Below are 26,617 nucleotides of genomic sequence, written 5' to 3'. Positions count from 1 at the left end.
GTCCGTCGCCACCCTAGCGAATGACGGACCGTCAGCGGCACCCACCGGGTGCACGCTGTGCACGCGCGGACGCATAGAGGCATACCGCCGCGGCCGTCGCCAGGTTGAGCGACTCGGCGTGGCCGTGGATCGGCACCCGGACCACCTCGTCCGTCAGCGCCCGGGTCTCCTCCGGCAGGCCCCATGCCTCGTTGCCGAAGACCCACGCCGTGGGACCGCCCAGGGTGCCCTCGTCCAGCTCCGCGTCGAGGTCCCGGTCCCCCGCGCCGTCCGCCGCCAGCACCCGCACGCCCTGCGCCCGCAGCCCGGCGACCGCCTGCCCGACCGGCACGCCCACCGCCACCGGCAGGTGGTACAACGAGCCGACCGAGGCCCGGACGGCCTTCGGGTTGTACAGGTCCACCGAGGCGTCGGTCAGCACCACGGCGTCGGCCCCCGCCGCGTCCGCGGTGCGCAGCACCGTCCCCGCGTTCCCGGGGTCGCGTACATGGGCGAGCACGGCGACCAGCTTGGGCTTCGCCGCGAGCACCGCCTCGAAGGAGGAGTCGACGAATCGACAGATCGCCACGATCCCCTGCGGGGTGACGGTCTGGCAGACGGCCGCGATCACCTCGTCGCTCGCGGTCAGCACCGGCACCCGCGCGTCCCGCGCCGCACCGACGATGTCCGCGTGCCGCTCGGCCGCCTCCGGCGTCGTGTAGACCTCGACCACCGCGTGCTCCCCGCTCGGCAGCGTCCCGAACGCGACGGCCTCGCGCACCGCCTGCGGCCCCTCGGCGATGAAGCGCCGCTCCTTGCCACGCTGCACCCGCCGGTGCAGTCGGCGCGCGGCGTTGACCCGGGGCGAGCGCAGCGAGGTCAGCTCGGGGGACGGCAGGGGCATCTCTTCTCCGACTTTCCGGGGCGGACGGGGCAAGGGAACGGGCCCGCAGGGGACAACCCCCTGCGGGCCCGTGGTGTCACTGCTTCGAGCGGAAGGCTCAGGCGGCGTCGGCGGCGACCTTCGGCGCGTTGACGTCGGCCGGCAGCGCCTTCTTGGCGGCCTCGACGAGCGCGGCGAACGCGGCCTCGTCGTTGACGGCCAGCTCGGCCAGCATCTTGCGGTCGATCTCGATGTTGGCAGCCTTCAGGCCCTGGATCAGGCGGTTGTAGGTGATGCCGTTCGCACGCGCCGCGGCGTTGATGCGCTGGATCCACAGCTGGCGGAAGTCGCCCTTGCGCTTCTTCCGGTCGTTGTAGTTGTAGACGAACGAGTGGGTGACCTGCTCCTTCGCCTTGCGGTACAGGCGAGAGCGCTGACCGCGGTAGCCGCTGGCGAGCTCGAGGACGACCCGGCGCTTCTTGTGGGCGTTGACTGCCCGCTTGACGCGTGCCACGTGATTACTCCTTGATGGGGACCGCGGTGGTCTTCACACGGTCCGGTACGAATGTGGTCGAAAGGATCTGCGGACCCCGGCCTCCCGGGGTTGCGATCACTTGCCCAGCAGCTTCTTGATCTTCTTGGCGTCGGCCGGGGCCATCTCGACCGTGCCGGCGAGGCGGCGGGTCAGCGTCGACGGCTTGTGCTCGAGCAGGTGACGGCGGCCGGCGCGCTGGCGCAGCACCTTGCCGGAGCCGGTGAGCTTGAAGCGCTTGCTGGCACCGGAGTGCGTCTTGTTCTTCGGCATGTCGCCGTACTCTCCTCGTCGGTCCGCTCCCGCCTGCTGCCTCGCGGCAGGGGCGGGAGCGCTTCTGGATCGGTTCTTCTGGGGTGGCCGCCGGGTGCGGCGGCCGGGCTGGACGCCTGCGGCCTCAGCTGGCCGCGGCCTCCGGGCCGTCCGGGGTCTCGGTCTCGGCGGGCGCCTCGACCGCCTCGACCTCGGCGGCCTCCTGCTCCGCGGTCTGCTGGCGGCCCTTGCCACCGGCGGCCGCGGCCTTGCGGGCGGCTTGAGCCTCACGGGCCTCGGCCATGGCCTCGGTCTTCTTCTTGTGCGGACCGAGAACCATGATCATGTTGCGGCCGTCCTGCTTCGGGTTCGACTCGACGAACCCGAGGTCCTGGACATCCTCCGCGAGCCGCTGCAGCAGTCGGTAGCCCAGCTCGGGGCGGGACTGCTCACGACCGCGGAACATGATCGTGATCTTGACCTTGTCGCCCTGCTTGAGGAACCGGACGACGTGACCCTTCTTGGTGTCGTAGTCGTGCGGGTCGATCTTCGGCCGGAGCTTCATCTCCTTGATGACCGTGTGCGCCTGGTTCTTGCGCGCCTCACGGGCCTTCATGGCGGACTCGTACTTGAACTTGCCGTAGTCCATGAGCTTGCACACCGGCGGCCGGGCGGTCGCCGCGACCTCGACCAGGTCGAGGTCGTACTCCTGCGCAAGCTCCAGCGCCTTGGCAAGCGGCACGATGCCGACCTGCTCGCCACTGGGACCGACGAGTCGCACCTCGGGGACGCGAATCCGGTCGTTGATGCGGGGCTCGGTGCTGATGGATCCTCCTCGGTTGCACCTCGCGGCCACCGGGCGGCGGTCGCGATCGCGGGCTGGTACCGCCACGCAGAGCTTCATTCGCAGCCGCGGTCGCACAGGGCGCGCTACCGCGGGCACGAAAAAAGCCCCGCATGACGCGCAGGCGGAGCTCCAATGGCACCATCGGCGGGAGCGCACGCGCGCTCTCGCTTCGGCGGACCACATGACCCGACGACCCGGAGGTCGATGCGGGTGGGAGAGGAGTCTCCACTTGCGGGCTGGGACTGTCCGCTCTCGCTTCGGAGTGAGGGCGTGACGGCACCCGGCCGGTCTCAGTCTGCAAGCATAGCAGCGCTGGGCCGCAGCGCAGAATTCCCGCCCGGAGGGGGACATCCGGCAGACTGCCGTGTGTCTGATCGTACCGACGTGAGCGAGTGACCTGATGAGCAGCGAAGAGACCAGCGCGACCGGAGCGAGCGGCGGCCCCGGCGGCGCCGCCCCGGAGCCCGACCTGACCCGCGACATCGCGGAGGTGCCGGCGGTCGAGCTGATCACCACGGTGGCCGTCCACCTGATGAGCGCGGCGGCGGTCAACCTGGGGCTCGCGGAGGACGGCGAGCAGCACAAGGATCTCGACGAGGCCCGGAAGCTGATCAATGCCCTGGCCGGGCTGGTGACGGCCGCGGCGCCGGACCTGAGCAACTTCCACGCCGCACCGATCAGGGACGGGCTGCGGTCCCTGCAGCTCGCTTTCCGCGAGGCCTCCCTCGTCCCGGACGAGCCGGGCCAGGGCCCGGGCGAGAAGTACACCGGACCCGTCTACCGGTAGTCGCACCACCCTCCGGGGGCGCGGGGAATCCCCCACGCTTCGGGCGGGAGGTGCCCCCCAGCGCGAGCGGCCCACCAGTCAGGGAGGTCCGACCCCGTGTGCGGGGCGGACCTCCGCGGGTTGGGGGGGTGGTCGCGCAGTTCCTCGCGCCCCCGGAGGGTGCGGCTAGCTCCTCGTATAGAAGGGGTCCGTAGGTTCGCCCGCCGAGGGGTGGACGACGGCCAGGTCGAGGCCGGAGTCGAGGCGGATGCGGAGCAGCTCGTCCGCGGCGAGTTCCGCCGCGAACGCGCGGACGGGCTCGGTGACGTCGCCCGCCTCGGGGGCGACGACCAGGACCAGCTGGGCGTCCGCCGTCCGCGACGGCAGCAGGTGGGCGCGGAGGACGGGCGGCGTCTTCTCCAGGAGCTCCCGCAACGCTGACAGGACGTCAGGGTCCTTACGGGGCGGCACATGGACGCGGCCCTCGGCCACCGCGCGCATCGGCGCGCCGCTCAGTTCGTAGAAGGCGGGGCCCGCCAGGTCGATCAGCAGCGCGTCGGCGCGCTCGGACCAGGCGGCGGCGACCGCCTGGTGGGCCGGGACCGGAGCGGGGCGGGCGTCGGCGCGCCAGCGGGCCAGGCTGTCCAGGGAGGTGAAGGCCGGAAGGCCCCTGCGGCCGTCCGGGGTCTGGATGGTGGGGACGGCCATGTCGCTGGACTTCTCCTGCTTCAGCCCTTCCGCGTTGACCTCGACCTCGCCGAGGATGGCCACGATCGGAACCAACAACCGTGCGCCGGGCAGGAGTTCCAGAACCGCCGCCTCGCTCTCCGGGCCGGGCTCGGCGGCGTGGCGGGCGAGGGCCGCGGCGAGTCGCGGATCGGCGGAGCCGTCGTCGCCTGCGAAGCCGGGGTCTGGAATGTTCTTTCGGTCCACCTGGCGAGCGTAGTCGATTCGGGTCATATCAGCCGACACCCAGCTCGATCCCGGCTGTTGCACATGCCCGCTGCCTAGCGTCTGACGGTGTGTGGGACGACGACTACGGACACGGACGAAGGCCCGGGCGCCGGCGGTGGCGCGCGGCCGCGACGGCGTCCTCGACACTGGTGGCGCTCTCGGTGCTGGGGGTGAGCCTGTTGCACAGCGGACACGGCGGTACGGCCGACATCGCGGCCACCGCCGCCACCTCTCCGGCCGCGGGCAGCCAGGACCACGCGACGCCGAGCGCGAGTCGCGCGGCGCAGAGCCCCAGCCCGCGTCCCACGACGGCGAGCCCGAAGCCGACGCCCACCGTCTCCACGGCGGGGGTGCGGCGGGCGCTGGCCGCGGCGGAGGGCCATGCGTCGGTCGCCGCAGTGGACCTGACGACGGGTCAGGGTCTGGCGGTCGGCGGCGGGGGTCACCGGTTCGTGGACGCCAGCATCTCCAAGGCCGACATCCTGGCCACGTTGCTACTGCAGGCGCAGGACCGGGGCCGCGGCCTGACGTCCGGCCAGCGGGCGCTGGCCACGCGGATGATCCAGAACAGCGACAACTCCGCCGCCAACAGCCTCTACGGCGAGATCGGCGGCGCCTCGGGCATGGCGGCGGCGAACAAACGATTCGGCATGACGGCCACCACCCCGGGCGCCGGCGGGCTGTGGGGCCTGACCACGACCACCGCCAAGGACCAACTGGTCCTGCTGCGCAACCTGTTCACGAGCGAGTCGAAGCTGAGCGCCGCCTCCCGCGGCTACGTCGCCGGGCTGATGGCCACGGTCGAGACCGACCAGCGCTGGGGCGTGAGCGCCGCCGCGAGCGGGGACGACTACGCGCTGAAGAACGGCTGGCTGCCGCGCAGCGGGACCGGTCTGTGGGTGGTCAACAGCATCGGCCGGGTGGTGCGCGACGGGCACACGCTGCTCATCGCCGCCGTCTCCGACGGGAACCCGACCGAGGCGCAGGGCATCGCGCTGGTGGAGTCGGCGGCCCGGGCCGCCGGACAGGCGCTGACCGGCGGATGAGCAGACCTGAGCGATGCTCAGGTCACCCCTACCCAGGCGTAACCGCGTGTGGCAGGCTTCGGGCATGTCGCACTCCCCCGCCGCGGACCGGGCCCGCTACGAACGGGCGACCGCTCATCTCGACGCCCCCCTGGCGATCGTCGACCTGGACGCCTTCGACGCCAACGCCGACGATCTGGTCCGCCGCGCGGCGGGCAAGCCGATCCGCGTCGCCAGCAAGTCCGTGCGCTGCCGCGCGCTGCTGGAGCGGGTCCTGGCCCGGCCCGGCTTCCAGGGGATCATGAGCTTCACCCTGGCCGAGTCGGTCTGGCTGGCCAGGGCCGGCTTCGACGACATCCTGCTCGCCTACCCCTCCGCCGACCGGGCCGGCTTCGCCGAGCTGACGGCGGACCCCAAGCTGGCCGCGTCCATCAGCGTGCTCGTGGACGACCCCGCGCAGCTCGACCTGATCGACGGGGCCAGGGACGGCGGCACCGAGGAGGTCCGGGTCTGCCTGGAGCTGGACACCGCGCTGCAGCTGCTGGGCGGCAGGATCCGGATCGGCGCCCGGCGGTCCCCGCTGCGCACGCCCGAGGCACTGGCCTCGCTCGCCGCGTTCGTCCAGCGGCGGCCGGGCTTCCGGGTGGTCGGGCTGATGGCCTACGAGGGTCATGTCGCCGGTGTGGGCGACAAGCTGACGGGCCGTCCGTTCCGCTCCCGGGCCGTGCAGGCGATGCAGCGCACCGCCCGAGCCGAGCTGGCGCGCCGCCGGGCCGAGGTGGTCAGGGCCGTCCGTGCCGTGGCCGAGCTGGAGTTCGTCAACGGCGGCGGCACCGGAAGCGTGGAGAGCACGGTGGCCGAGGCCGCGGTGACCGAGGTGGCGGCCGGGTCCGGCCTGTACGTGCCCCGGCTGTTCGACAACTACCGGGCGTTCCAGGGGCGTCCGGCCGCGCTCTTCGCGCAGCCGGTGGTGCGGCGGCCCGGCATGGGCGTGGTGACCGTCCTCGGCGGGGGCTACCCGGCCTCGGGACCGGCCGGCCGGGACCGGCTGCCCGAGCCCTACCTGCCCGAGGGCCTGCGGTACGACCCGCAGGAGGGCGCGGGTGAGGTGCAGACGCCGCTGCTCGGCTCACCGGCCGACGACCTGCGTATCGGCGACAAGGTCTGGTTCCGCCACGCCAAGGCGGGCGAGCTGTGCGAGCGCTTCGCCGAACTGCACCTGGTGCAGGGCGAGGAGATCGTCCGGACGGTCCCCACCTACCGGGGCGAGGGCCGGACCTTCCTGTGAGCTCTGAGCTCTTCCGCCTGTGAGCAGGCCGTGGACTGGCCGGTTCGGACCTGCTGCCAGGGGGCGGGGGCCGGGTCATGATGGAGTGCATGACACCTGCGCCCGGAGAGTGGAAACCCCGCCCCGTCGACACCAGCGGTGTGCGCCTCCCGCCCGAACTGAACGGGCTGGTCGAGGTGCTGGCCGAGAACGTCCACGACACCTGGGCCGCCCGCCGGCTGGCGGACGGCTGGACGTGGGGGCCGTCCCGGGACGACCGGACGCTCACGCACCCGATGCTGATCCCCTACCGCGAACTGCCCGAGACCGAGAAGGACTACGACCGGGACGTCGTCGAGGAGACGGTGCGGCTGATCCTGGCGCTGGGCTACCGGATCGGACCGCCCGTCTCCTGAGCGACCGCTGACCTGCCGTCAGCTGGTGGTGGTGCTGCCGCCGCCACTGCCGCTGTAGTCCTGGACGCTCTTCAGGATGGTGTCCATCAGCGCCAGGTCCGGCGCCTTGTCCGACTCGTCGAAGCCCATGTGCAGGGCGACCAGCTGCTTGCCGGAGCTGCTCGGGAAGACGACGGTCTCCACCGTGCCGTTGTTGCCGACCTTGGCGTCGACCTTCCACCGGATCAGGTACCCCTGACGGCCCGCCACCGTGACGGACTGCGAGAGCAGTTGGGTGTGGCCGGTGGTCTCGCTGTAGGACTCCTTGACCGCGGCCGTGATGTCCGCCTCGGCGGCTGCCTTGACGCCGGTGCTGACGGGCGTCTTCAGCGTGGTGGTGTCGGCGCCGGCGTAGGAGCAGGTACTCCCCGAGGTGCCGGGGCAGCTGTAGGAGCCGTAGTACATGGCGGCGTCGCCGTCCTTGGTGGTGCCGCCCTGCCAGCCGCTGGGGATGGTGAGCGAGAGGCCGTTGGCGGTGTCCACCGCGAGGTCGCTGTTCGCGCCCCCGGAGCCGCCGGAGCCACCGCTGCCGCCCTGGCTGCCGGTGCCGCCCTGTCCGTTCTGGCCGCCGCTGCCGCCCGTACCGCCGGGGAGGCCCCCGCCTCCGAGGCCGCCCTCGCCGAAGCCGAACCCGCCGTTGCCGTTGCCATTGCCGTTGCCGGTCGAGCCGCTGCCGCCGTTGCCGAAGGGCCGGGCGGACTGGCTGGTGCCGCCGCTGTTGCCGTCCATGATCAGGTACGTGGCGAGCGAGCCGACACCCAGGCCCAGCACCGCGGCCACGGACGCCGCCGCCAGCACGGCGCCCCCGAGCTTCCGGCGCGGCGGCTTCGGCGGCAGGCCGGTGATGAACACGGTCGTCTCGTTGCTGCGGGTGCTCACGGTCCACTCCGAACCGTTCCACCAGCGCTCCCCCGGATGGGCGGGATCGGCGGGCTTCGGGTCCGGGTACCAGCCCGCGGGCGGCGTCGTCTCACTCACGCCAAGCAATGTACGGGCAGTGCGATAAGCAGGCGATCAGGGGATGCTGTCGAAGTCCCGCTCAGCGGATCACGTGGGGCAGGAAGCGGGCGTACTCGTCGGTGACCAGCCCGGCCGACTCGCGGATGCCGAGGCCGGCCGGCTCGCCGTCCACCACCCAGGCGCCCAGGACGGTCCGGTTGCCGTCGAAGTCCGGCAGCGGCGCGAACTGCTGCCAGCAGTACCGCTCCTGAGGATCCGTCCGGGGAGCGGGGCCGGTGCCGTCGTGGAGCAGCACACCGTCGCCCTCGCGGCCGAGCAGGGGCTTGGCCGCCCAGGACGTCAGCTGCCGGGGGCCGTCCAGGTAGGCCGGAAGCAGGTGGGGGTGGCCCGGGTTCAGCTCCCAGAGCACCGCCAGCAGCGCCTTGTTGGACAGCAGCATCTTCCAGGCCGGCTCGATCCACAGGGTGCTGCCGCTGCCCCCGCCGAGGTCGGCGGTGTCCACGACGTGCCCGCCGAAGGCGTCGGTGGTCAGCCACTCCCACGGGTAGAGCTTGAAGACCGCGCGCATGAAGCGCAGCCGCTCGTCGACGAAGCGCCCGGAGAGACTGTCCCAACCGATGTCCTCCATGGCGATCGGCCGCACCTGGAGGCCCGCCTGACGGGCCGTCTCCATCAGGTAGGCGGTCGTCATCTGGTCCTCGCCGAGGGTGTCCGCCTGGGAGTGCGCGAAGTGCACGGGCCCGGGCGGGAGCAGGTGGGCCTGCCGCTTCCACGCGTCCACGAGGCGCTCGTGCAGGGAGTTCCACTGGTCGGCTCCGGGGAAGCGTTCCTCCATCCAGAACCACTGCGGTCCGGCCGCCTCGATCAGGCTGGTCGGGGTGTCCGCGTTGTACTCCAGCAGCTTGGCCGGCCCGGTGCCGTCGTAGCGCAGGTCGAAGCGGGCGTAGAGGCTGGGCTGCTGCTCGCGCTGCCACCAGGAGCGGCGCACGAGCGCGGCCACGGTGGGGTCGGTGATGCCCAGCTCGCCGAGGCGGTTGTGCGCGACGATGTGCTCGGCCGCCTGCAGGCACAGCTCGTGCAGTTCGGCGACGGTCTCCTCCAGGGCCTCCACCTCCGCGAGGGAGAAGGAGTAGTAGGCGGACTCGTCCCAGTAGGGCCGCAGGCTGTCGTCCGGGTAGCGGGTGAGCGGGTAGACCAGCCCCTGCTCCTCGACGGTCTGCTGCCAGCCGGGCCGGGGGTCGATGAGGTGACGCCGCATCAGCTGCCGCCGGAGTGGCCGGAGCCGTGTCCCCCGAAACCACCCCGGGAGACGCTGTCGCCGCCGCTGTGGCTCTTCGAGGAGTCGCTGCCACCGGTGGAGCGGTGGTAGCCCCCGACGTGGCTGGTGCTGGAGCCGCCCTTGGCGTACCACTGGTACCGGTCGGTGTCGGCGTAGCCGCCCCCGGGCTGGCTCCTGCAGAGCTTGTCCGCGACGGTCTTGTAGGTCTGCGTGTCCACGCACCGCTGGTCCGGCTCGCTGTCACAGGCCGTCAACGCCATGGCCAACGCCCCCACGAGCCCGAGCGCCACACTCCCCGACCGCTTCAACTGTCCCCTCCTCGCCATGCCCCGCCAGGGGCGCGAGGCTGCAGACATGCGGCTCCGCCGCGTGGGCGCGACCTGCCCACCGCCCAGGGAGGTCCGTCCGAGATCAACGGCCGAACCTCCGCGGGTGGCGGGTTGCTCGCGCCCACGCGGCGGAGCCGCACCACCTCTCCGCAGCCTCGCGCCCCTGGCGGGGTGCAACTTCACGGGGACTTTACCTGGCTCACACCGGGGTCACGTACGCGCCTGCGATGCCTCCGTCGACCAGGAACTCGCTCGCCGTGATGAAGGACGAGTCGTCGCTCGCCAGGAAGGCCACCGCGGCCGCGATCTCCTCCGCTCGGGCGAAGCGCCCGAGCGGGATGTGGACGAGCCGCCGCGCCGCCCGCTCCGGGTCCTTGGCGAACAGCTCCCGCAGCAGGGGGGTGTCCACCGGGCCCGGGCACAGCGCGTTGACGCGGATGCCCTCGCGGGCGAACTGCACGCCCAGCTCCCGGGACATCGCCAGCACGCCGCCCTTGGAGGCGGTGTAGGAGATCTGCGACGTGGCCGCTCCCATCACCGCGACGAAGCTCGCCGTGTTGATGATGGAACCCCGCCCCTGCTCCTGCATGTACGGCAGCGCCGCCTTGCAGCACAGGTACACCGAGGTCAGGTTGACCTCCTGGACCCGGCGCCAGGCCTCCAGGCCCGTGGTCAGGATGGAGTCGTCGTCCGGCGGCGAGATGCCGGCGTTGTTGAACGCGACGTCCACGCTGCCGTAGGTCTCCTTGGCCGTCCGGAACAGGGCCTCGACCTGCTCCTGGTCGGTGACGTCCACCTGGACGAAGGTGCCGCCGACGGCCTCCGCGGCCGCCTTGCCGGCGGCCTCGTCGACGTCCCCGCACACCACGTGCGCGCCCTCCGACGCCAGCCGGTGGGCGGTGGCCAGGCCGATGCCGCTGCCCGCGCCCGTGATCACGGCCGTGCGGCCGACCAACCTGCGGCAGACGGGGGCTTCTTGACGCTCGCTCATCTCTCTCCGGCTCTCTCAATCCTCGGTGCTGATGAAGACGTTCTTGGTCTCGGTGAAGTGCGCCAGCGCGTCCGGACCCAGTTCCCGGCCGAGTCCGGACTCGCCGAAGCCGCCGAAGGGCGTCCAATAGCGCACGGAGCTGTGCGAGTTGACGGAGAGGTTGCCCCCGTTGACGCCCCGGGCCATCCGCAGCGCGCGGCCGATGTCGCGGGTCCACAGGGAGCCGGACAGGCCGTAGCGGGTGGCGTTGGCCAGCCGCAGCGCGTCGGCCTCGTCGGTGAAGGGCAGGACGACCGCGACCGGGCCGAAGATCTCCTCCACCGCCGCGGGGCTTGCCGGGTCCTCGGGCGCCAGCAGCACCGGGGCCTGCCAGAAGCCAGGGCCGGTCGGGGCGGCGCCCTGGGCGACGACGGGCTGGTCCGCCGTCAGGTAGGACCGTACCCGGTCGCGTTGGGCGGCCGAGATGAGCGGGCCCATCTCGGTGCCCGGGTCCTCCGGGTCGCCGACGCGGACCGCCGCGACCGCCGGTCCGGCCAGGTCCAGGAACTCGGCGTAGACCTCGCGCTGGACCAGGATCCGGGTGCGGGCGCAGCAGTCCTGGCCGCTGTTGTCGAGGAAGGCCATCGGCGCGCTGAGCGCGGCCTTGTGCAGGTCGGCGTCGGCGAAGACGATGTTCGGGCTCTTGCCGCCGAGTTCCAGGGTGACCCGCTTCACCTGCTGGGCGCAGCGGGCCATGATCTCCTTGCCGACGGCCGTCGAGCCGGTGAAGACGATCTTCCGGACCCCGGGGTGGTCCACCAACGCCCGCCCGGTGACCGGCCCGTGGCCGGGGAGCACCTGGAACAGGCCCTCGGGCAGCCCTGCCTCCAGGGCGATCTCGGCCAGCCGCAGGGCGGTGAGCGGGGTGGTCTCGGCGGGCTTGAGCAGCACCGCGTTCCCGGCGGCCAGGGCCGGAGCGAAGCCCCAGGCGGCGATCGGCATGGGGAAGTTCCACGGCGCGATGACGCCGACGACGCCGTAGGGCTCGTGGAAGGTGACGTCCAGGCCGCCGGCGACCGGGATCTGACGGCCGGTCAGCCGCTCGACGCCGCCTGCCGCGTACTCCAGCAGGTCGCGGGCGTTGCCCGCCTCCCAGCGGGCGTTGCCCAGGGTGTGTCCGGCTTCGCGGACCTCCAGCCGGGCGAGTTCGTCGAGGCGGGCGTCGACGCCGTCGGCGAAGCGGCGCAGCAGCCGGGCGCGGTCGCCGGGGGCGAGGGCGGCCCAGCCGGCCTGTGCCTTGGCGGCGCGGGCGACGGCCTGGTCCATGTCCTCGGCGGGGGTGGCCGGGACCTCGGCGACGACCTCCTCGGTCGCGGGGTTGAGCACACGCAGGACTTCGGTGCGGGGTGGGGTGGGGGGCACGGTCACATCCGTTCGAAGGAGCGGAACCGCTCCCAGTCGGTGATGGCGGTGTCGTAGGCATCCTGCTCGACCTGGGCCATGGTCAGGTAGTGCCGGACGACCTCGGGTCCGAAGGCGGCCTTGGCGATCTCGCTGCCCGCCCAGAGCTCGGCGGCCTCGCGCAGGGTGGCGGGCAGGTGCTGGTAGCGCTCGTCGGCGTAGGCGTTGCCGGCGCAGGGCTCGGGCGGTTCGAGGTGCTGCTCGATACCGTGCAGGCCGGCCGCGATCATCCCGGCGACGGCCAGGTAGGGGTTGACGTCCCCGCCGGGTGCGCGGTTCTCCATCCGCAGCGAGGGCCCGTGTCCCACGACCCGCAGCGCGCAGGTGCGGTTGTCCCGGCCCCAGGCGACGGCGGTGGGAGCGAAGGAGCCGGCCCGGTAGCGCTTGTAGGAGTTGATGTTGGGGGCGTACAGCAGCGTCAGCTCGCGCATCCCGGCCAGCTGCCCGGCCAGGAAGTGCCGCATCAGCTGGGACATCTGACCGTTCGTCGGGTCGGCGAAGGCGGGGACGCCCTCGGCGTTGCGCAGCGAGAGGTGGATGTGGCAGCTGTTGCCCTCGCGCTCGTCGTACTTGGCCATGAAGGTGAGCGAGCAGCCCTCCTGGGCGGCGATCTCCTTGGCCCCGGTCTTGTAGACGCTGTGCTGGTCGCAGGTGGTGAGGGCGTCGTCGTAGCGGAAGGCGATCTCGTGCTGGCCGAGGTTGCACTCGCCCTTGGCGGACTCGACGGTCATCCCGGCGCCGCCCATCTCGTTGCGGATGCGGGCGAGCAGCGGCTCGATCCGGGCGGTGGCCAGCAGGGAGTAGTCGGCGTTCCACTGGTTGGCCGGGGTCAGTCCGCGGTAGCCGCGGCTCCAGGCGTCCTCGTAGCTGTCACGGAAGACGATGAACTCCAGCTCGGTGCCGGCCCAGGCGGTCAGGCCCTGCTCGGCCAGGCGGTCCAGTTGGGCCTTGAGGATCTGCCGCGGCGAGGCGGCGACGGGGGTGCCGTCCTCCCAGGTGAGGTCGGCGGTGACCAGGGCGGTGCCGGGCTGCCAGGGGGTGAGCCGCAGGGTGTCCAGGTCCGGCTTGAGCATGAAGTCGCCGTAGCCGGTCTCCCAGGAGGCCATCGTGTAGCCGTCGACCGTGTTCAACTCCACGTCCACGGCGAGCAGGTAGGCGCAGCCCTCGGAGCCGTGGGCGAGCACCTCGTCGAGGAAGTGGCCGGCGGCGAAGCGCTTGCCCTGCAGCCTGCCCTGCATGTCGGTGAAGGCGAGGGCTACGGTGTGGATCTCCCCGGACCGGACCAGGCCGCGCAGGTCCTCGACGGTCAACGGGGGTCGGCGTGCTGACATCGTGTGGTGCCTCCACGGACGGTCGGCCACGGAACCGGGCACGCCAAAGGTATGGCCTTGTACCATTGGATGGGAAGAGGGAAGGTGGTCCGCATGTCGGCAGAGCCTGCCGGAGGCGAGGCGCTCACCGCGGTGCTGCACCCGGTGCGCTCCGGCAACACCTTCGAGGAGACGGTGCAGCGGCTGCTGCAGCTGGTGCGCCTGGGCCTGGTCCCGGTCGGCGACCGGCTCCCGCCCGAGCGCGACCTCGCCGAGCGGCTCCAGATAAGCCGGGTGACGCTCCGTGAGGCGCTGAAGGTGCTCCAGGACACCGGCGTCGTCGAGGTCCGCCGCGGCCGCTACGGCGGGGCCTTCGTGCGGGAACTGCCCACCCCGCGCACGGAACTGCTGGGCGCCCGGCTGGAGGACACCCTGCTGTTCCGCCAGGTGCTGGAGACCGGCTCCGCCGAACTGTGCGCCGCCCGCCGCCCGGTGGGCGCGGACGCCGAGCGGCTGCGCGGCCTGCTCGCCGCCACCGGCGCCGCCTCCCTGGAGGACTACCGGCGCTGGGACACCCGGCTGCACCTGGCCGTCGCCGAACTCTCCGGCTCCGCCACCGTCGCCGCCCAGTACGCCGCCGTCCGCGCCACCGTCAACGAGCTGCTCGACTGCATCCCGCTGCTGCCGCCCAACCTCGAGCACTCCCAGTGCCAGCACGAACTCCTCGTCGCCGCCCTCCTGGCCGGGGACGTGGACGCCGCCCGCGCGACCATGCGCGAGCACCTGGAGGGAACGGCCGCCCTGCTGCGCGCCTTCCTCTCCTGACCCCGCTCCCCCGCCCCCGGAGGTCCCATGTCCCGCCCGCTGATCGGCATCACCACCTACCTCGCCCCCGCCAGCTGGGGCGTCTGGCGGGACCAGCCCGCGGCGCTGCTGCCGCTGCGCTACGTCGAGCTGGTGCAGCGCTCCGGGGCGACGGCCGTGCTGCTGCCGCCGGATGACGCCCCGTCGGCCGCCGCGGAGACCGTGGCCCGGATCGACGGCCTGGTCGTCTCCGGCGGCCCGGACGTCGACCCGGCCCGCTACGGGCAGGCCCACGGCCCGCACACCCAGTCCCCGGCCGTCGAGCGGGACGCCTGGGAGAGCGCGCTGGTCCGGGCCGCCCGCGCGACCGGACTGCCGCTGCTCGGCATCTGCCGGGGGATGCAGCTGCTCAACGTCGTCCTCGGCGGCGACCTGGTGCAGCACCTGCCCGACCGGGTCGGGCACGAGGACCACTCCCCCGAGCCCGGCCGCTACAGCCACCACCCCGTCGTACCGGTGCCGGGGACCGCGTTGGCGGCCGTGCTGGGCGAGGACAAGGTCGACGTCCCGACCTACCACCACCAGGCCGTCGACCGGATCGCCCCCGGGCTGCGGGCGAGTGCCCACGCCTTCGACGGCACGGTGGAGGCCGTCGAGGCCGAGGACGGCCCCTTCCTGCTCGGCGTGCAGTGGCATCCCGAGCAGGGCAGCGACCTCCGGCTGACGAAAGCTCTGGTCCAGGCGGCCGGTTCGGGCAAGGATGACCTCCATGACCGACGCGAAAGTTGAGCAGCAGCCGACCCCGCCGAGCCCCTTCCACGACCTCGATGCCTTCCTCGCCGTCCCCCGGGTCTCCTCGCTGACCCTGTCGCCCGACGGCAGCCGACTCGTCGCCGTCGTCTCCCGACTGGCCGCGGACGGAACCCGGTTCCGCTCCTCGCTGTGGGAGCTCGACCCGGCGGGCGAGCGCCCGGCCCGGCGGCTCACCCGCTCGGACAAGGGCGAGTCCGCGCCCGCCTTCCGCGCCGACGGCGCCCTGCTCTTCCTCTCCGGCCGCGACGACCCGGAGCACGCCGGGGAGGACGACAAGGGCGAGGGCGCCTCGCTGTGGGCGCTGCCCGCCGAGGGCGGTGAGGCCGAGAAGCTGCTGGCCGTGCCCGGCGGTGTCGGCGGCTACGCCGTCCCGCGCGAGGGCAGCCGCCTGGCCTGGACCGCCGGGCGGCACGTCGGCGCCGCCGACGACGAGGCCGACGCCGCCAAGCGCAAGGCACGCGAGAAGGCCAAGGTCGGCGCGATCCTGCACGAGGGCCCGCTGGTCCGCTTCTGGGACCACGACCTCGGCCCGGACGTCCCGCACCTGTTCACCGCGTCCGACGCGGACGCCGCCGCCGTGGACGCCGCCGAACTCAACGGCTTCGAGCCGGAGTTCACCCTCTCCCCGGACGGCTCCCTGGTCGCCTACACCCTTGACACCGGCGATCTGCCGGACGAGCTGCGGTCCACCGTCGTCGTCGCGGACGCCGCCACCGGCAAGACGATCCGTCAGATCGAGGCCCCCCGCTACGAGTTCACCCACCCGGTGTTCACCGCCGACAGCCGCTCGCTGGTACTGAACCGGGGCGCCGAGAGCACCTGGGACGCCTCGCACGACTTCACGCTCTGGCTGGTCTCCGCCACCGACGAGCAGGACGCCGGGCGCGACCTGCTGCCCGGCTTCGACGCCTGGCCCGGCCCGCACGTCGTCTCGCCGGCCCCCGGCGCCCCGGTCGTGTTCTTCGCCGCCGACCAGGACGGCCGCTCCCCGGTCTTCCGGCTGGACACCGCCGACGGCTCGCTGACCCGGCTCACGGCCACGGGCGCGTACACGGACCTGACGGTCTCCCCGGACGGGTCCACGCTGTTCGCGCTCCGGGCCACCGTCGACGCCCCGCCGACCCCGGTCCGCCTCGACGCGGCGGCCGCGGACCAGGAGCCGGCGGTGCTGCCGGCCCCGGGCGGCGTCGGCGAACTCCCCGGCAGCCTCGCCGAGGTGCACACCACCGCCCAGGACGGGACGCCGCTGCGCGCCTGGCTGGTGCTCCCTGACGGCGCGTCGGCCACCGCCCCCGCCCCGCTGCTGCTGTGGGTCCACGGCGGCCCGCAGATGAGCTGGAACGCCTGGACCTGGCGGTGGAACCCGTGGGTCGCCGCCGCCCGCGGCTACGCCGTGCTGCTGCCGGACCCGGCCCTGTCCACCGGCTACGGCCAGCGGATGCACGAGCGCGGCTGGGGCCGTTGGGGCGACAAGCCCTACACCGACGTGCTGGCGCTGACCGACGCCGCGCTGCAGCGAGTGGACCTGGACGCCTCCCGCACCGCGATGATGGGCGGCTCCTTCGGCGGCTACATGGCCAACTGGATCGCCACCCAGACCGACCGGTTCAAGGCGATCGTCACCCACGCCAGCCTGTGGAACCTGCACTCCTTCTCGGGCACCACGGACGCCACCATGTACTGGCGGCGCCACTTCGGCGACCCGCTGAAGACCACGCAGCGGCTCGACGCCGACTCGCCGCACCTGCGCGCGGCGGACATCCGGACGCCGATGCTGGTGGTCCACGGCGACAAGGACTACCGGGTCCCGATCGGCGAGGCGCTGGCCCTGTGGACCGACCTGACCCGGCACGGCGTCCCGGCCAAGTTCCTCTACTACCCGGACGAGGGCCACTGGATCCTCAAGCCCAACAACGCCAAGCTCTGGTACACCACGGTGCTCAACTTCCTCGACCACCACGTGCTCGGCGCGGAGTGGGTCCGCCCCGAGCTGCTCTGACGGCCCGTCAGCAGACCAGGTGGCGGCGGCCGTGGATCAGGGCCCGGGCCAGCGCCCGGGCCTTGCGCACCGCGTGGTCCACGGCCTCCGGGTCCTGGCACAGGCCGCCGTCCAGGAGCAGCGCCGCGCTGCCGTGGGCGGCGCCCGCCAGCGACAGCACGAGCGTCTCGGCGCGCTCCCGGTCGCCGTCGCTCAACGCCAGCGCGGGCTCGGCCAGCACGGCGAGCACCCCGTCGGTGGCGGCGGCCAGTTCCGGGTGCCGGGCCTTGTCCACGCCCGCCGCGAACAGCGCGTCGAACAGGGCCCGTTCCTCGGCGGCGAAGCGCACGTACGCCTCGGCGGCGTCCACCAGCCGCTCCTCCGGCGGGAGCCGGTCCGGAAGCGTGCGCAGCCGGGCCGCCAGCGCCTCGGTGGCGCGTACCGCGACGGCGGCGAGGAGGTCCCCGCGGTCCGCGAAGTGGCGGTAGGGCGCCGCGACGGTCACGCCGAGCCGGCGCGCCGCCTCCGCGAGCGAGAAGGCGTGCACGCCGCGCTCCGCGATCAGCTCCACCGCCGTGTCGACGAGCGCCGCACGCAGTTCGCCGTGGTGATAGCTACGCCTCTTCGCCGGAACGCCCATGACCGCCAGCGTAGACGGGGACATCGGTGGGGATGTCGAACCGGACCCCGGTCAGCTCCTCGGACAGGGTCCACAGCCGCTGCTGCGCGGCCCGGTCGTGGGAGGCGGGGGTGGAGTCGGTGAGCTCGGGGTCGCCCCTCCACTCCTGCCAGCCGTTCGGGCCGTAGTACTGGCCGCCGCGCGCCTCCGGGTCGGTGGCCGCGCGCAGCGTGGGCAGCGCGCCCCGGTCGGCCGCCTGCATGATCGGCGCGGACAGCACGGTGTTCAGGCGGGCCACGGGCGCGGGCAGGTAACGCGTCAACTCGGTTGCGGAGTAGCCCGGGTGGGCCGCGAGCGCGATGGTGCGGGCGTCGGCCGCGCGCAGCCGGCGGTCCAGCTCGTAGGTGAACAGCAGGTTCGCCAGCTTCGACCGGGCGTAGGCAGCCCCGCGGCGGTAGCGGTGGCGCAGCCAGTTGGGGTCGTCGAAGTCCAGGCCGCGGCGGGCGAGTTTGTGCGCCGCGCTGGCGAGGACGACGACGCGCGAGCCCGGGACGGGCAGCAGCAGGTCCGCGATCTGGGCGGTGAAGGCGAAGTGGCCGAGGTGGTTGGTGCCGAACTGCAGCTCGAAGCCGTCGGCGGTGCGCTGCAGCGGCGGGATCATCACGCCCGCGTTGTTGACCAGCAGGTCGATCCGGTCCCAGCGCTCGTGCGCCTCCGCGGCGGCGGCGCGCACGGCGCCCAGCGAGCCGAGGTCGAGCCGGAGGATCTCGGTGGCGCCGCCGATCTCGGCGGCCGCCCGGCGGGCCTTGTCCTCGCTGCGGCAGGCCAGCACCACGGTGGCCCCGCGCGCGGCGAGGACCCGCGCGGTCTCCAGACCGAGCCCGCTGTTGGCCCCCGTGACGACGGCGATGCGGCCGCTCTGGTCGGGCACGTCGGTGGTGTTCCAGGGGGTCGTGGGCATGGGACTCTCCAGGGCAGCGAGGCCGGTGGCGAAGTTAGTGGCATTCACAATGTTAGTGCCTTTAGCTCCCGCCGGGAAGCGGCCGCCCGCCGATCGCCGCGCCCGCGCCCGGTGGGACGCTGAATTGTCGGCGGGGTGCGGCATGATGCGGGCATGAGCGCCTCCGTGTCCGCACCCCGGCTGATGCTGCTGGACTCCGCCAGCCTGTACTTCCGCGCGTTCTTCGGCGTCCCGGAGTCCGTGCGCTCGCCCGACGGGCAGCCCGTCAACGCGGTGCGCGGCCTGCTGGACTTCATCGCCCGGCTGGTGACGGACCATCAGCCCGACCAGCTGGTGGCCTGCACGGACGCCGACTGGCGGCCGCAGTGGCGGGTGGACCTGATTCCCAGCTACAAGACCCACCGCGTCGCGGCCGAGACCGACGCCGGGGCCGAGGAGGAGGTGCCCGACACCCTCTCCCCCCAGGTCCCGGTCATCATGGCGGTCCTCGACGCCGTCGGCATCGCCCGCGTCGGCGTCCCCGGCTACGAGGCGGACGACGTGATCGGCACCCTGGCCGCGTCCGCGCCCGGCCCGGTCGACGTGGTCACCGGCGACCGGGACCTGTTCCAACTGGTCGACGACACCCGGGGCGTGCGCGTGCTCTACCCCGTCAAGGGCGTCGGCACCCTGCAGTCCACGGACGACGCGCTGCTGGTCGAGAAGTACGGCGTGGCCGGCGCGCGGTACGCGGATCTCGCGGTGCTCCGGGGCGATCCGAGCGACGGGCTGCCCGGCGTCCCCGGCATCGGCGAGAAGACCGCGGCCAAACTCCTGGCCCAGTTCGGCAGCCTGACGGGCATTCAGGCGGCGGCCGCCGATCCGGCGGTGAAGCTGACGCCCACGCAGCGCGCCCGGATCCTGGACGCGGCGGACTACCTGGCTGTCGCCCCCAAGGTGGTGGAGGTGGCCAAGGACGTGCCGCTGCCGGCGTTCGATCCCGCGCTGCCCAAGGAACCGCTGGACCCGATGGCCCTGGAGGAGCTGGCCGCCCGCTGGGGCCTGGGCGGCTCGCTGCAGCGGCTGCTGGAGGCGCTCGCGCATGCCCGCTGACTGGGCGGACGTCCGCCGGATCGCGCTTGCCCTGCCCGGCACGGAGGATCGCGAGTCACGCGGCCATCTCGGCTGGTGGACCGGGGGCCGCATGTTCGTGTGGGAGCGCCCGCTGCGCCGCTCCGACCACGAGGCCCTGGACGCCCTCGGCCGCACCGCCCCGCAGGGCCCGATCGCCGGGGTCCGGGTGGCCGACGAGGGCGTGAAGGCCGCGCTGCTCGCCGAGTCGGACGTGGACGCGGGCGGGGCGCTGTTCACCATCCCGCACTTCGACGGCTACCCGGCGGTGCTGGTGCTACTGGAACGGATCGGCCTCGGCGACCTGGAGGAGCTGGTCACCGAGGCCTGGCTGGACCGCGCCCCGCGCCGCCTGGCCGCGGCCTGGCTCGCCGAGCACCCGTCCTGACGTCCCCTCAGACGGACCGCTGGTAGGAGCGGAAGGTCCGCAGCGACAGCCCGACGGCCGCGGCCGCGAGCAGCAGCAGCCAGCCGCCGTGGCTCAGCACCGACCACCAGTCGGGCTGCGCCCGCATGGCCGAACGGCAGGCCTCCAGCGCCCAGTTGACCGGGTTGAACCGGGCCACGACCTGCATCCAGTGCGGCATCAGGGTCGAGGCCATGAAGGCGGAGGAGAGGAAGGTCAGCGGGAGCAGCAGGAAGGTGTTGATCCCGATGATCGACTCCCGCTGGCGCACCAGCATGCCCAGCGCGTTCGAGAAGGCGCCGAAGACCGTGCCGAGCACCGAGGCGGCCACGACCAGGACCAGCAGCCCGAGCGCCCCGCCGGGGTAGGCGGCCCCGCCGGCCCAGCCCAGCAGGATGATGACGACGGACTGGAACGCCGTGGTCAGCGCCTGCATCAGCACGTTGGCGTTGAGCAGGGCGCTGCGGTGCACCGGCGTGATCAGGAAGCGGTTCAGCGTCCCGCGCTCGATCTCCTCCAGCGTCCCCATGCCCGCCCACATGTTGGCCGAGACCGCGCTCATCACGATGACGCCGGGGACGAGGTAGTCGAGGTAGGAGGCGGAGCCGAAGCCGGGCAGCTCCACCACACGGCGGAACAGCCCGCCGAACAGGAACAGCCAGATGACCGGCTGGACCAGCGTGATCACGACGTAGGCCGGCTGCTTGGCCACGGCCAGGAACTGACGCTGCGTCATCCAGCCCGTCTCGCGGACGGCGGCGGTGAGGTCTGCGGTGCTCACTGGTGCGCTCCCGTGGTCTGCAGGGTTTCGCCGCCGGCCTGGTAGCTGCGTCCGGCGTAGCGGAGGTACACGTCGTCCAGGGACGGCCGGGCCACGGTCACCGCGGCGACGGCCAGCCCCTCGGCGGCCAGCGCCGCCAGCACGGCGGGCACCGCGGCGGCCCCGTCGTCGGCGCGGGCGCTGACCCGGCGTCCGTCGACGGTGGTATCGCGCACGCCGGGCACCCGGCCCAGGGCCGCGATGACGGGCAGGTGGTCGGCGGGGGCTGCCGCCAGCTCCACATGCACGGCGTCGCCGCGCAGTTCGCCCTTGAGCCCGTCCGGCGTGCCCTCGACCACGACGCGGCCGTGGTCGACGACGGCGAGCCGGGAGGCGAGGCGGTCGGCCTCCTCCAGGTAGTGGGTGGTGAGCACGATGGTCAGCCCCTCGTCCCCGGAGAGCCGGCCGATCTCGTCCCACATGGCCTGCCGGGCCTCGGGGTCGAGACCGGTGGTCGGCTCGTCGAGGAACAGCACCTCGGGCCGGTGCACCAGGCCGAGCGCGACGTCGAGGCGCCGCTGCATGCCGCCGGAGTAGGTGCGCACCGGGCGGCGCCCGGCGTCGGTCAGGTCGAAGCGGTCCAGCAGCTCGTCGGCGCGGCGGGCCGGCTCCTGGCCCCGCATGCCGTACAGGCGGCCCTGCAGGACGAGGTTCTCACGGCCCGTCATCACCGGGTCCGCACCGGACCGTTGGGCCACCACGCCGATGGCCCGCCGGACGGCGGCGGGGTCGGCGGCCACGTCGTGCCCGGCGACGACGGCCTGTCCGGAGTCGGCCGCGGCGAGAGTGGTGAGGATCTTGACGGTGGTGGACTTGCCGGCGCCGTTCGGCCCGAGCAGCCCGAAGACGCTGCCGCGCTCGACACTGATGCTGAGGCCGTCGAGGGCGCGGACGGCGGGCTTCGGGGCCTTGCCGCGGCCGGCCGGCCCCTGCGGCTGGTAGGTCTTGACGAGATCGGTGGCCGCGACCGCGAGCTCGGGCCCCCGGTGGGGCGGTGCGGGCACGCGGGTGCGTGTGCTGGTGGACATGACGGGGTGTTCCCTCCGGTCGTGACGGCTGGGCAGGACTGCCGGAGCCGATCTACGTCGGGGGACGCGGGCTACGATGGAGGTGCGTGTACCTCGCAGCGTCCGCATCCTGTTGCCGCAGGCCGGATCCGAGGTTCCCGGCCCCCGCCAGGTGTTGCCGCACCCGGCGGGGGCTTTTCTCTGCTGGTGCTGGTGGTTCTGTTCTGCCTACTCGTGCGTGTGTCGTGCGGCTCCCTGCGTCGACTGCTCGCCCCGCTCGGCCTGCTTCGCCTGTCGGTCGAACTCGGCGAACTCCGCCGGGACTTCGCCGGTCTCGTGGTACTGCCGCCAGCCGGCCAGCCCGTCGAAGGTGCCCGCCTCCAGCTCGGCCCGGACCTGGCGGAGCCACTCCGCCTCGGCCCGGAGCAGGGCCAGCTGGTACTCCCCCTCGATCAGGAAGATCCGCGGCAGGACGCCGCCGATCTCCCCCAACGAGGCCTCCTCGGAAGCCAGTTGTGCGTCGAGCGCTTGCTGGCGCTCGGCCAGCAGGGCGATCACCTCGTCCGGCGGCAGCACTCCCATCAGCGAGAGCCCCGCCTCGAACTGCGGATACTCCTTGGCGGGCGTGCGCAGAAGCTCCGACAGCCAGTCGTGCATCTCCGCGCGCCCGGACTCCGTGATCGCGTACACCGTCCGCTCCGGCCTGCGGCCGGCGCGCTCCGTCCCGGAGGCCTCGATGAAGCCGTGCTTCTCCAGGTTCTGGACGACGGTGTAGAGCGAGCCGAAGTTGATCCGGATGCTCCCCTCCTTGCGGCGGGACCGCAGGGTCTGCGCCATGTCGTAGGGGTGCCGGGGCTGTTCGGCGAGCAGGGTGAGCACGGCGAGCGCGAGGGGGTTGCTCAGCACGCGGCGACGCGGCCTGCCGGACGGCGCGGGGGTCGTCGCCACGATGATCGCCTCCTCGCTGCCCGCTTACTCGGTGACGAGTATATATCCACGGCTATGACGCGTGTCAATACGCTATATCGCGTCATGCGGCAGCCTAGCGCCTGCAGCGGGCGGTGGGGAGAGGTCCGGCACCGGGACGGGACGCCGAACGGAGCCCGTCTGCCAGGTCTCGCGGCCGGGTTCGGGCTCAGGCCACGTCCTGGCCGGCCGGGTTCGGGCTCGGGCGACATCGCGCCCGGCCGGGTTCGGGCTCAGGCCACGTTCTGGCCAGCCGGATTCGGGCTCAGGCCACGTCCTGGCCGGCCTTCTTCCAGTTCGAGCGCAGCCGGTCCAGGTAGTCCTGTGCCTGCGGGCCGGGCTTCACGCCGCGCGCGAAGGCGCGCATATTGCCCGGGCCGGTGTTGTAGCCGAGGGCCAGCAGCTCGTCGCGGGTCAGCGAGGCGACGTGCTGGGCGGGCAGTTGCCGGGCGAGGTCGTGCAGGTACCAGGCCTCGGCCCGGATCGCCAGGTCCGGGTCGTCGGGCAGCTCCTCCCAGCGGCGCTGGGCGAACGGGCGGCCCGCCTTCACCCCGTCGAAGGTGGCCCGGTGCATGTTGGCGATGCCGAAGGCGGCGTCCGGCTTGATCTTCTGCCACTGCCGCTCGAAGGCGGGGTCGTGCGGCTTGTAGTCCTCGTTGTAGAGGACCGCCATCACCAGCTGCGCGTCCACCCCGGCCTCCTTGGCCCGGGCCTTGACCTGGGCGGCGAACTGGGCCGGGGTGTAGCTGCCGGTGTACCAGCCGCCCGGGGACGCCGAGGCGGAGGGCGACGGCGTCCCTGCCCCGTGCGACGCGGACGGCGACGCGGAGGCCGAAGCCCCAGCGTCCGAGCCGGACTTGCCGGACAGCGAGCAGGACGCCAGCAGCACGGCGGCCGCGGCCGCCACCCACAGCCCGACCCGACGCACCGTCAGCCCACCGAGGAGTAGGCGATGATGCCCCGCCTGATCGCGTCGACGGCCTTGCGGGCGTTCTGCCGCACCGTGCCCTCCGCCGGGGCGGCGTCCGTGATCTGGCCGAGGACGTCGATGAGCTGGCGGGTCCAGCGGACGAAGTCGCCGGCCGGCATGTCGGCCTCGCGCAGCACCGCGTCCAGGGACTTGCCGCTCGCCCACTCGAAGGCGGTCCAGGCGAAGCCCAGATCGGGGTCCCGCTTGCCCCAGTTGTCCATGCTGGAGAGCTTGTGCTGGTCCTCCAGGTCGTCGATGACGCCCCAGATGCGGACCATCTCGCCGAGCGCCTCCTGCGCGCGGCCCGCGGGCACCTTCGGCGCGCCGCCCTCGTCGTCGCCGCGCCGCGACTCGTAGACCAGCGCCGAGGCGCAGGCGGCGAGCTCGGCCGGGCTCAGCTCCTCCCAGACGCCCGCGCGCAGGCACTCGGAGGCGAGCAGGTCCAGGTCGCCGTAGAGGCGGCCGAGACGGCGGCCGTGGTCGGTGACGGTGTCGCCCTCCAGGTAGTCGAGCTCGGCGAGCAGCGCGCAGACCCGGTCGAAGGTGCGGGCGATGGTGTGGGTGCGCGAGCGCATCCGGCGCTCCAGCTGCTCGGTGTCGCGCTTGAGCCGCTCGTAGCGCTCGGCCCAGCGGGCGTGGTCCTCGCGCTCGTCGCAGCCGTGGCACGGGTGGGCCCGCAACTCCTGCCGCAGCCGGGCGAGTTCGGGATCGTCCGCGGCGGCGGAGCGGCCCTTGCGGACCCGGCCGGGCTCGACGTGCCCGGCCTTGCTGCGCAGCGCCGAGGCGAGGTCCCGGCGGGACTGCGGACTGCGCGGGTTGAAGGACTTGGGGATCCGCATCCGGTCGATCGGGCTGACCGGGACCGGGAAGTCCATCATCTGCAGGCGCTTGACCTGCCGTTCTGCCGTCAGCACCACAGGCCGCGGCCCGTCCCAGTCCGCCCCGCCGTGGCGGGTGCCGTGCCGGCTGACCGGGGGCAGGCCAGGGTCCAGGACCAGGGCCAGACCGGCGAATCGGCCGGTCGGCACGTGGATGATGTCACCGGGGCGCAGCTTCTCGAGCGAGTCCGCGGCGGAGGCCCGGCGCTGCGCGGCGCCCTCGCGGGCGAGGAGGTTCTCCCGCTCCTTCAGCTGCCGCCGCAGGCCCATGTACTCCTGGAAGTCGCCGAGATGGCACTCGACCGCTTCGCGGTAACCGGCGAGGCCCTCCTCGTTCCGCTGCACCTGCCGGGCGATGCCGACGACGGAGCGGTCGGCCTGGAACTGCGCGAAGGAGGTCTCCAGCAGCTCGCGGGCGGTGTGCCGGCCGAACTGGCCGACCAGGTTGACCGCCATGTTGTAGGACGGCTTGAACGACGACCGCAGCGGATAGGTGCGGGTGCCGGCCAGTCCGGCCAGGGCGGCCGGGTCGAGCCCCGGCTGCCACAGCACCACGGCGTGGCCCTCGACGTCGATGCCGCGCCGCCCGGCGCGGCCGGTCAGCTGGGTGTACTCGCCGGGGGTGACGTCGGCGTGGGTCTCGCCGTTCCACTTGACCAGCTTCTCCATGACGACGGAGCGGGCCGGCATGTTGATGCCGAGTGCCAACGTCTCGGTCGCGAACACCGCCTTCACCAGGCCGCGTTGGAACAGCTCCTCGACAACCTCCTTGAAGGTGGGGAGCATTCCGGCGTGGTGGGCGGCGATGCCGCGCTCCAGCCCGTCGAGCCACTCGAAGTAGCCGAGCACGTGCAGGTCCTCGGCGGGGATCGCGGCGGTGCGCGCCTCGACGATCTCGCGGACCTCGGCGCGTTCGGCGTCGGAGTTGAGCCGCAGCCCGGCGTAGAGGCACTGCTGGACGGCGGCCTCGCAGCCGGAGCGGCTGAAGATGAAGGTGATCGCGGGCAGCAGCCCCTCGGCGTCGAGCCGGTCGATGACCTCGACGCGGCTGGGCGTCCAGGCCCGCCCGGGGCGGCCGTTGGCGAACTGCTTACGGCCGCGGCCACGGCGCTCGAAGCCGCCGCCCCGGCCGTAGCTGCGCCGGTCCGCCTCGGCCCGGGCCAGCCGGACCAGCTCCGGGTTGACGTCGGCCTCGCCGCCGCGGCCGCCCTCGCGCTTGCGCCCGGAGGCCCGCTCCTCGGCCACGCGGGTGGTGAACAGGTCGTACATCCGGTGCCCGGCGAGCACGTGCTGCCACAGCGGCACCGGCCGGTGCTCCGAGACGATGACCTTGGTGTTGCCGCGGACGGTGTCCAGCCAGTCGCCGAACTCCTCGGCGTTGGAGACCGTCGCGGAGAGGGAGACCAGGGTGACCGACTCGGGGAGGTGGATGATGACCTCCTCCCAGACGGCGCCGCGGAAGCGGTCGGCGAGGTAGTGCACCTCGTCCATGACCACGTAGGCGAGGCCGGAGAGGGTCTGCGAGCTCGCGTAGAGCATGTTCCGCAGCACCTCCGTGGTCATCACGACCACCGGCGCCTCGCTGTTGATGGTGTTGTCGCCGGTCAGCAGGCCGACCTTGTCGGCGCCGTAGCGCTTCACCAGGTCCTGGAACTTCTGGTTGGACAGGGCCTTGATCGGCGTGGTGTAGAAGCACTTGCGGCCCTGGGCCAGCGCCAGGTGCACCGCGAACTCGCCGACGATGGTCTTGCCGGAGCCGGTGGGGGCGGCGACCAGCACGCCCTCCCCGGCCTCCAGGGCCTGGCAGGCCTCGACCTGGAAGGGGTCCAAGGGGAAGTCGTACAGCTGCCGGAAGGCGTGCAGAGCGGTCGCTTCCTCCTGCGCCCGCCGCCGGGAGGCGGCGTAGCGCTCGGCGGGACTCAGCTCTTCGAAGTCGGGAGCAGTCGGGTTCGTCATCTCAGCTCAGAGCGTACCCGTCGGGGCTGACAGTCGACCTCAGGATTTGCCCGACCGGGA

27 protein-coding genes are annotated in these 26,617 nt (G+C 73.1%); 9 read left to right on the top strand and 18 right to left on the bottom strand.

Features of this window, described 5'->3' with window-relative positions; translation table 11 throughout:
• Positions 1 to 31: 31 nt before the first annotated feature.
• The 4 genes from ACFP3V_RS22225 to infC all read right to left on the bottom strand — a co-directional run bounded on the left by ACFP3V_RS22225 (position 32) and on the right by infC (position 2,550).
• Positions 32 to 877 (bottom strand): TrmH family RNA methyltransferase, encoded by an 846-nt coding sequence (locus ACFP3V_RS22225; RefSeq protein ID WP_380586278.1) that lies wholly within the window; start codon positions 875 to 877, stop codon positions 32 to 34.
• Positions 878 to 980: 103 nt separating this feature from the next.
• Positions 981 to 1,376, bottom strand: coding sequence for a 50S ribosomal protein L20 (gene rplT, locus ACFP3V_RS22220; RefSeq protein WP_380586150.1), 396 nt, complete (start codon positions 1,374 to 1,376; stop codon positions 981 to 983).
• Positions 1,377 to 1,472: 96 nt separating this feature from the next.
• On the bottom strand, positions 1,473 to 1,667 hold the full coding sequence (gene rpmI / locus ACFP3V_RS22215) for a 50S ribosomal protein L35 (RefSeq protein ID WP_055590591.1): 195 nt from the start codon (positions 1,665 to 1,667) through the stop codon (positions 1,473 to 1,475).
• Positions 1,668 to 1,791: 124 nt separating this feature from the next.
• Complete coding sequence (gene infC, locus ACFP3V_RS22210; RefSeq protein ID WP_380586146.1) at positions 1,792 to 2,550, bottom strand: translation initiation factor IF-3; 759 nt, start codon at positions 2,548 to 2,550, stop codon at positions 1,792 to 1,794.
• Between the two features lie 343 nt (positions 2,551 to 2,893).
• On the opposite strand from infC, the gene ACFP3V_RS22205 reads away from it, so the two are divergent.
• Complete coding sequence (locus ACFP3V_RS22205) at positions 2,894 to 3,280, top strand: DUF1844 domain-containing protein (RefSeq protein ID WP_380586143.1); 387 nt, start codon at positions 2,894 to 2,896, stop codon at positions 3,278 to 3,280.
• A gap of 165 nt (positions 3,281 to 3,445) precedes the next feature.
• Here ACFP3V_RS22205 and ACFP3V_RS22200 read toward each other — a convergent pair whose 3' ends face one another.
• Positions 3,446 to 4,192 carry an SseB family protein gene (locus ACFP3V_RS22200; RefSeq protein ID WP_380586140.1) on the bottom strand — a complete coding sequence of 249 codons (747 nt, stop codon included), beginning with the start codon at positions 4,190 to 4,192 and terminating at the stop codon, positions 3,446 to 3,448.
• A 191-nt stretch (positions 4,193 to 4,383) separates the two neighbouring features.
• Between ACFP3V_RS22200 and ACFP3V_RS22195 the strand changes: the two genes are divergently transcribed.
• From ACFP3V_RS22195 to ACFP3V_RS22185, 3 genes are all read left to right on the top strand, one after another.
• Positions 4,384 to 5,259 (top strand): serine hydrolase, encoded by an 876-nt coding sequence (locus tag ACFP3V_RS22195; protein WP_380586137.1) that lies wholly within the window; start codon positions 4,384 to 4,386, stop codon positions 5,257 to 5,259.
• Positions 5,260 to 5,323: 64 nt separating this feature from the next.
• Positions 5,324 to 6,526: an amino acid deaminase/aldolase gene (locus ACFP3V_RS22190; RefSeq protein ID WP_380586134.1), complete on the top strand. Its 1,203-nt coding sequence runs from the start codon at positions 5,324 to 5,326 to the stop codon at positions 6,524 to 6,526.
• Positions 6,527 to 6,615: 89 nt separating this feature from the next.
• Positions 6,616 to 6,921 carry a RyR domain-containing protein gene (locus tag ACFP3V_RS22185; RefSeq protein ID WP_380586132.1) on the top strand — a complete coding sequence of 102 codons (306 nt, stop codon included), beginning with the start codon at positions 6,616 to 6,618 and terminating at the stop codon, positions 6,919 to 6,921.
• Positions 6,922 to 6,939: 18 nt separating this feature from the next.
• Here the strand turns inward: ACFP3V_RS22185 and ACFP3V_RS22180 are convergent, their stop codons facing one another.
• The 6 genes from ACFP3V_RS22180 to ACFP3V_RS22155 all read right to left on the bottom strand — a co-directional run bounded on the left by ACFP3V_RS22180 (position 6,940) and on the right by ACFP3V_RS22155 (position 13,290).
• Entirely contained in the window at positions 6,940 to 7,938 is a 999-nt protein-coding gene (locus ACFP3V_RS22180; protein ID WP_380586129.1) for a DUF2510 domain-containing protein, read from the bottom strand.
• 61 nt (positions 7,939 to 7,999) lie between these two features.
• A complete protein-coding gene (locus ACFP3V_RS22175) occupies positions 8,000 to 9,178 on the bottom strand; it encodes a glutathionylspermidine synthase family protein (protein WP_380586126.1) in 1,179 nt (392 codons plus the stop codon).
• Entirely contained in the window at positions 9,178 to 9,507 is a 330-nt protein-coding gene (locus ACFP3V_RS22170; protein ID WP_380586123.1) for a hypothetical protein, read from the bottom strand. Before ACFP3V_RS22170 ends, ACFP3V_RS22175 begins: the two co-directional genes overlap by 1 nt.
• A gap of 220 nt (positions 9,508 to 9,727) precedes the next feature.
• Entirely contained in the window at positions 9,728 to 10,519 is a 792-nt protein-coding gene (locus tag ACFP3V_RS22165) for a 3-oxoacyl-ACP reductase (RefSeq protein ID WP_380586121.1), read from the bottom strand.
• Between the two features lie 15 nt (positions 10,520 to 10,534).
• A complete protein-coding gene (locus ACFP3V_RS22160; protein WP_380586118.1) occupies positions 10,535 to 11,920 on the bottom strand; it encodes an aldehyde dehydrogenase family protein in 1,386 nt (461 codons plus the stop codon).
• A 2-nt stretch (positions 11,921 to 11,922) separates the two neighbouring features.
• Positions 11,923 to 13,290 carry a glutamine synthetase family protein gene (locus ACFP3V_RS22155; RefSeq protein ID WP_380586115.1) on the bottom strand — a complete coding sequence of 456 codons (1,368 nt, stop codon included), beginning with the start codon at positions 13,288 to 13,290 and terminating at the stop codon, positions 11,923 to 11,925.
• 93 nt (positions 13,291 to 13,383) lie between these two features.
• Between ACFP3V_RS22155 and ACFP3V_RS22150 the strand changes: the two genes are divergently transcribed.
• The 3 genes from ACFP3V_RS22150 to ACFP3V_RS22140 are packed head-to-tail and all read left to right on the top strand — an operon-like array spanning position 13,384 to position 16,885.
• Complete coding sequence (locus ACFP3V_RS22150) at positions 13,384 to 14,094, top strand: FadR/GntR family transcriptional regulator (protein WP_380586112.1); 711 nt, start codon at positions 13,384 to 13,386, stop codon at positions 14,092 to 14,094.
• Between the two features lie 27 nt (positions 14,095 to 14,121).
• Positions 14,122 to 14,862: a gamma-glutamyl-gamma-aminobutyrate hydrolase family protein gene (locus tag ACFP3V_RS22145; RefSeq protein ID WP_380586109.1), complete on the top strand. Its 741-nt coding sequence runs from the start codon at positions 14,122 to 14,124 to the stop codon at positions 14,860 to 14,862.
• Positions 14,843 to 16,885: a S9 family peptidase gene (locus tag ACFP3V_RS22140; protein WP_380586106.1), complete on the top strand. Its 2,043-nt coding sequence runs from the start codon at positions 14,843 to 14,845 to the stop codon at positions 16,883 to 16,885. Before ACFP3V_RS22145 ends, ACFP3V_RS22140 begins: the two co-directional genes overlap by 20 nt.
• A 7-nt stretch (positions 16,886 to 16,892) precedes the next feature.
• On the opposite strand, the gene ACFP3V_RS22135 is transcribed toward ACFP3V_RS22140, so the two are convergent.
• Positions 16,893 to 17,504, bottom strand: coding sequence for a TetR/AcrR family transcriptional regulator (locus tag ACFP3V_RS22135; RefSeq protein ID WP_380586105.1), 612 nt, complete (start codon positions 17,502 to 17,504; stop codon positions 16,893 to 16,895).
• Positions 17,479 to 18,444 (bottom strand): oxidoreductase, encoded by a 966-nt coding sequence (locus tag ACFP3V_RS22130; protein WP_380586102.1) that lies wholly within the window; start codon positions 18,442 to 18,444, stop codon positions 17,479 to 17,481. Before ACFP3V_RS22130 ends, ACFP3V_RS22135 begins: the two co-directional genes overlap by 26 nt.
• A 183-nt stretch (positions 18,445 to 18,627) precedes the next feature.
• Between ACFP3V_RS22130 and ACFP3V_RS22125 the strand changes: the two genes are divergently transcribed.
• A complete protein-coding gene (locus ACFP3V_RS22125) occupies positions 18,628 to 19,536 on the top strand; it encodes a 5'-3' exonuclease (RefSeq protein ID WP_380586275.1) in 909 nt (302 codons plus the stop codon).
• Entirely contained in the window at positions 19,526 to 19,942 is a 417-nt protein-coding gene (locus ACFP3V_RS22120) for an MmcQ/YjbR family DNA-binding protein (RefSeq protein WP_380586100.1), read from the top strand. The genes ACFP3V_RS22125 and ACFP3V_RS22120 overlap by 11 nt, the downstream gene beginning before the upstream one ends.
• A 7-nt stretch (positions 19,943 to 19,949) precedes the next feature.
• Here ACFP3V_RS22120 and ACFP3V_RS22115 read toward each other — a convergent pair whose 3' ends face one another.
• From ACFP3V_RS22115 to ACFP3V_RS22095, 5 genes are all read right to left on the bottom strand, one after another.
• Complete coding sequence (locus ACFP3V_RS22115; protein WP_380586272.1) at positions 19,950 to 20,696, bottom strand: ABC transporter permease; 747 nt, start codon at positions 20,694 to 20,696, stop codon at positions 19,950 to 19,952.
• Between the two features lie 41 nt (positions 20,697 to 20,737).
• Positions 20,738 to 21,808, bottom strand: a complete 1,071-nt coding sequence (locus ACFP3V_RS22110) for an ATP-binding cassette domain-containing protein (RefSeq protein WP_380586097.1) — start codon at positions 21,806 to 21,808, stop codon at positions 20,738 to 20,740.
• Between the two features lie 207 nt (positions 21,809 to 22,015).
• Complete coding sequence (locus ACFP3V_RS22105; RefSeq protein ID WP_380586094.1) at positions 22,016 to 22,735, bottom strand: PadR family transcriptional regulator; 720 nt, start codon at positions 22,733 to 22,735, stop codon at positions 22,016 to 22,018.
• Positions 22,736 to 23,018: 283 nt separating this feature from the next.
• A complete protein-coding gene (locus ACFP3V_RS22100) occupies positions 23,019 to 23,681 on the bottom strand; it encodes a transglycosylase SLT domain-containing protein (protein WP_380586091.1) in 663 nt (220 codons plus the stop codon).
• Between the two features lie 2 nt (positions 23,682 to 23,683).
• Positions 23,684 to 26,557 (bottom strand): DEAD/DEAH box helicase, encoded by a 2,874-nt coding sequence (locus tag ACFP3V_RS22095; protein WP_380586089.1) that lies wholly within the window; start codon positions 26,555 to 26,557, stop codon positions 23,684 to 23,686.
• Positions 26,558 to 26,617 lie beyond the last annotated feature (60 nt).

The sequence above is a fragment of the Streptacidiphilus monticola genome (genome assembly GCF_042658505.1).
In the GTDB taxonomy this organism is placed as follows: Bacteria; Actinomycetota; Actinomycetes; order Streptomycetales; family Streptomycetaceae; genus Streptacidiphilus; species Streptacidiphilus monticola.
This window is presented reverse-complemented; position numbering and strand designations above follow the sequence as displayed.

Excerpts from the sequence above, each read along its gene's own strand:
- ACFP3V_RS22110 (WP_380586097.1), bottom strand. The coding sequence starts at position 21,808 with ATGTCCACCAGCACACGCACCCGCGTGCCCGCACCGCCCCACCGGGGG.
- ACFP3V_RS22205 (WP_380586143.1), top strand. The coding sequence starts at position 2,894 with ATGAGCAGCGAAGAGACCAGCGCGACCGGAGCGAGCGGCGGCCCCGGC.
- ACFP3V_RS22140 (WP_380586106.1), top strand. The coding sequence starts at position 14,843 with ATGACCGACGCGAAAGTTGAGCAGCAGCCGACCCCGCCGAGCCCCTTC.
- ACFP3V_RS22185 (WP_380586132.1), top strand. The coding sequence starts at position 6,616 with ATGACACCTGCGCCCGGAGAGTGGAAACCCCGCCCCGTCGACACCAGC.
- ACFP3V_RS22130 (WP_380586102.1), bottom strand. The coding sequence starts at position 18,444 with ATGCCCACGACCCCCTGGAACACCACCGACGTGCCCGACCAGAGCGGC.
- ACFP3V_RS22155 (WP_380586115.1), bottom strand. The coding sequence starts at position 13,290 with ATGTCAGCACGCCGACCCCCGTTGACCGTCGAGGACCTGCGCGGCCTG.
- ACFP3V_RS22095 (WP_380586089.1), bottom strand. The coding sequence starts at position 26,557 with ATGACGAACCCGACTGCTCCCGACTTCGAAGAGCTGAGTCCCGCCGAG.
- rpmI (WP_055590591.1), bottom strand. The coding sequence starts at position 1,667 with ATGCCGAAGAACAAGACGCACTCCGGTGCCAGCAAGCGCTTCAAGCTC.
- ACFP3V_RS22125 (WP_380586275.1), top strand. The coding sequence starts at position 18,628 with ATGCTGCTGGACTCCGCCAGCCTGTACTTCCGCGCGTTCTTCGGCGTC.
- ACFP3V_RS22175 (WP_380586126.1), bottom strand. The coding sequence starts at position 9,178 with ATGCGGCGTCACCTCATCGACCCCCGGCCCGGCTGGCAGCAGACCGTC.
- ACFP3V_RS22135 (WP_380586105.1), bottom strand. The coding sequence starts at position 17,504 with ATGGGCGTTCCGGCGAAGAGGCGTAGCTATCACCACGGCGAACTGCGT.
- ACFP3V_RS22150 (WP_380586112.1), top strand. The coding sequence starts at position 13,384 with ATGTCGGCAGAGCCTGCCGGAGGCGAGGCGCTCACCGCGGTGCTGCAC.
- infC (WP_380586146.1), bottom strand. The coding sequence starts at position 2,550 with ATGAAGCTCTGCGTGGCGGTACCAGCCCGCGATCGCGACCGCCGCCCG.
- ACFP3V_RS22190 (WP_380586134.1), top strand. The coding sequence starts at position 5,324 with ATGTCGCACTCCCCCGCCGCGGACCGGGCCCGCTACGAACGGGCGACC.
- ACFP3V_RS22115 (WP_380586272.1), bottom strand. The coding sequence starts at position 20,696 with ATGACGCAGCGTCAGTTCCTGGCCGTGGCCAAGCAGCCGGCCTACGTC.
- ACFP3V_RS22165 (WP_380586121.1), bottom strand. The coding sequence starts at position 10,519 with ATGAGCGAGCGTCAAGAAGCCCCCGTCTGCCGCAGGTTGGTCGGCCGC.
- ACFP3V_RS22120 (WP_380586100.1), top strand. The coding sequence starts at position 19,526 with ATGCCCGCTGACTGGGCGGACGTCCGCCGGATCGCGCTTGCCCTGCCC.
- ACFP3V_RS22145 (WP_380586109.1), top strand. The coding sequence starts at position 14,122 with ATGTCCCGCCCGCTGATCGGCATCACCACCTACCTCGCCCCCGCCAGC.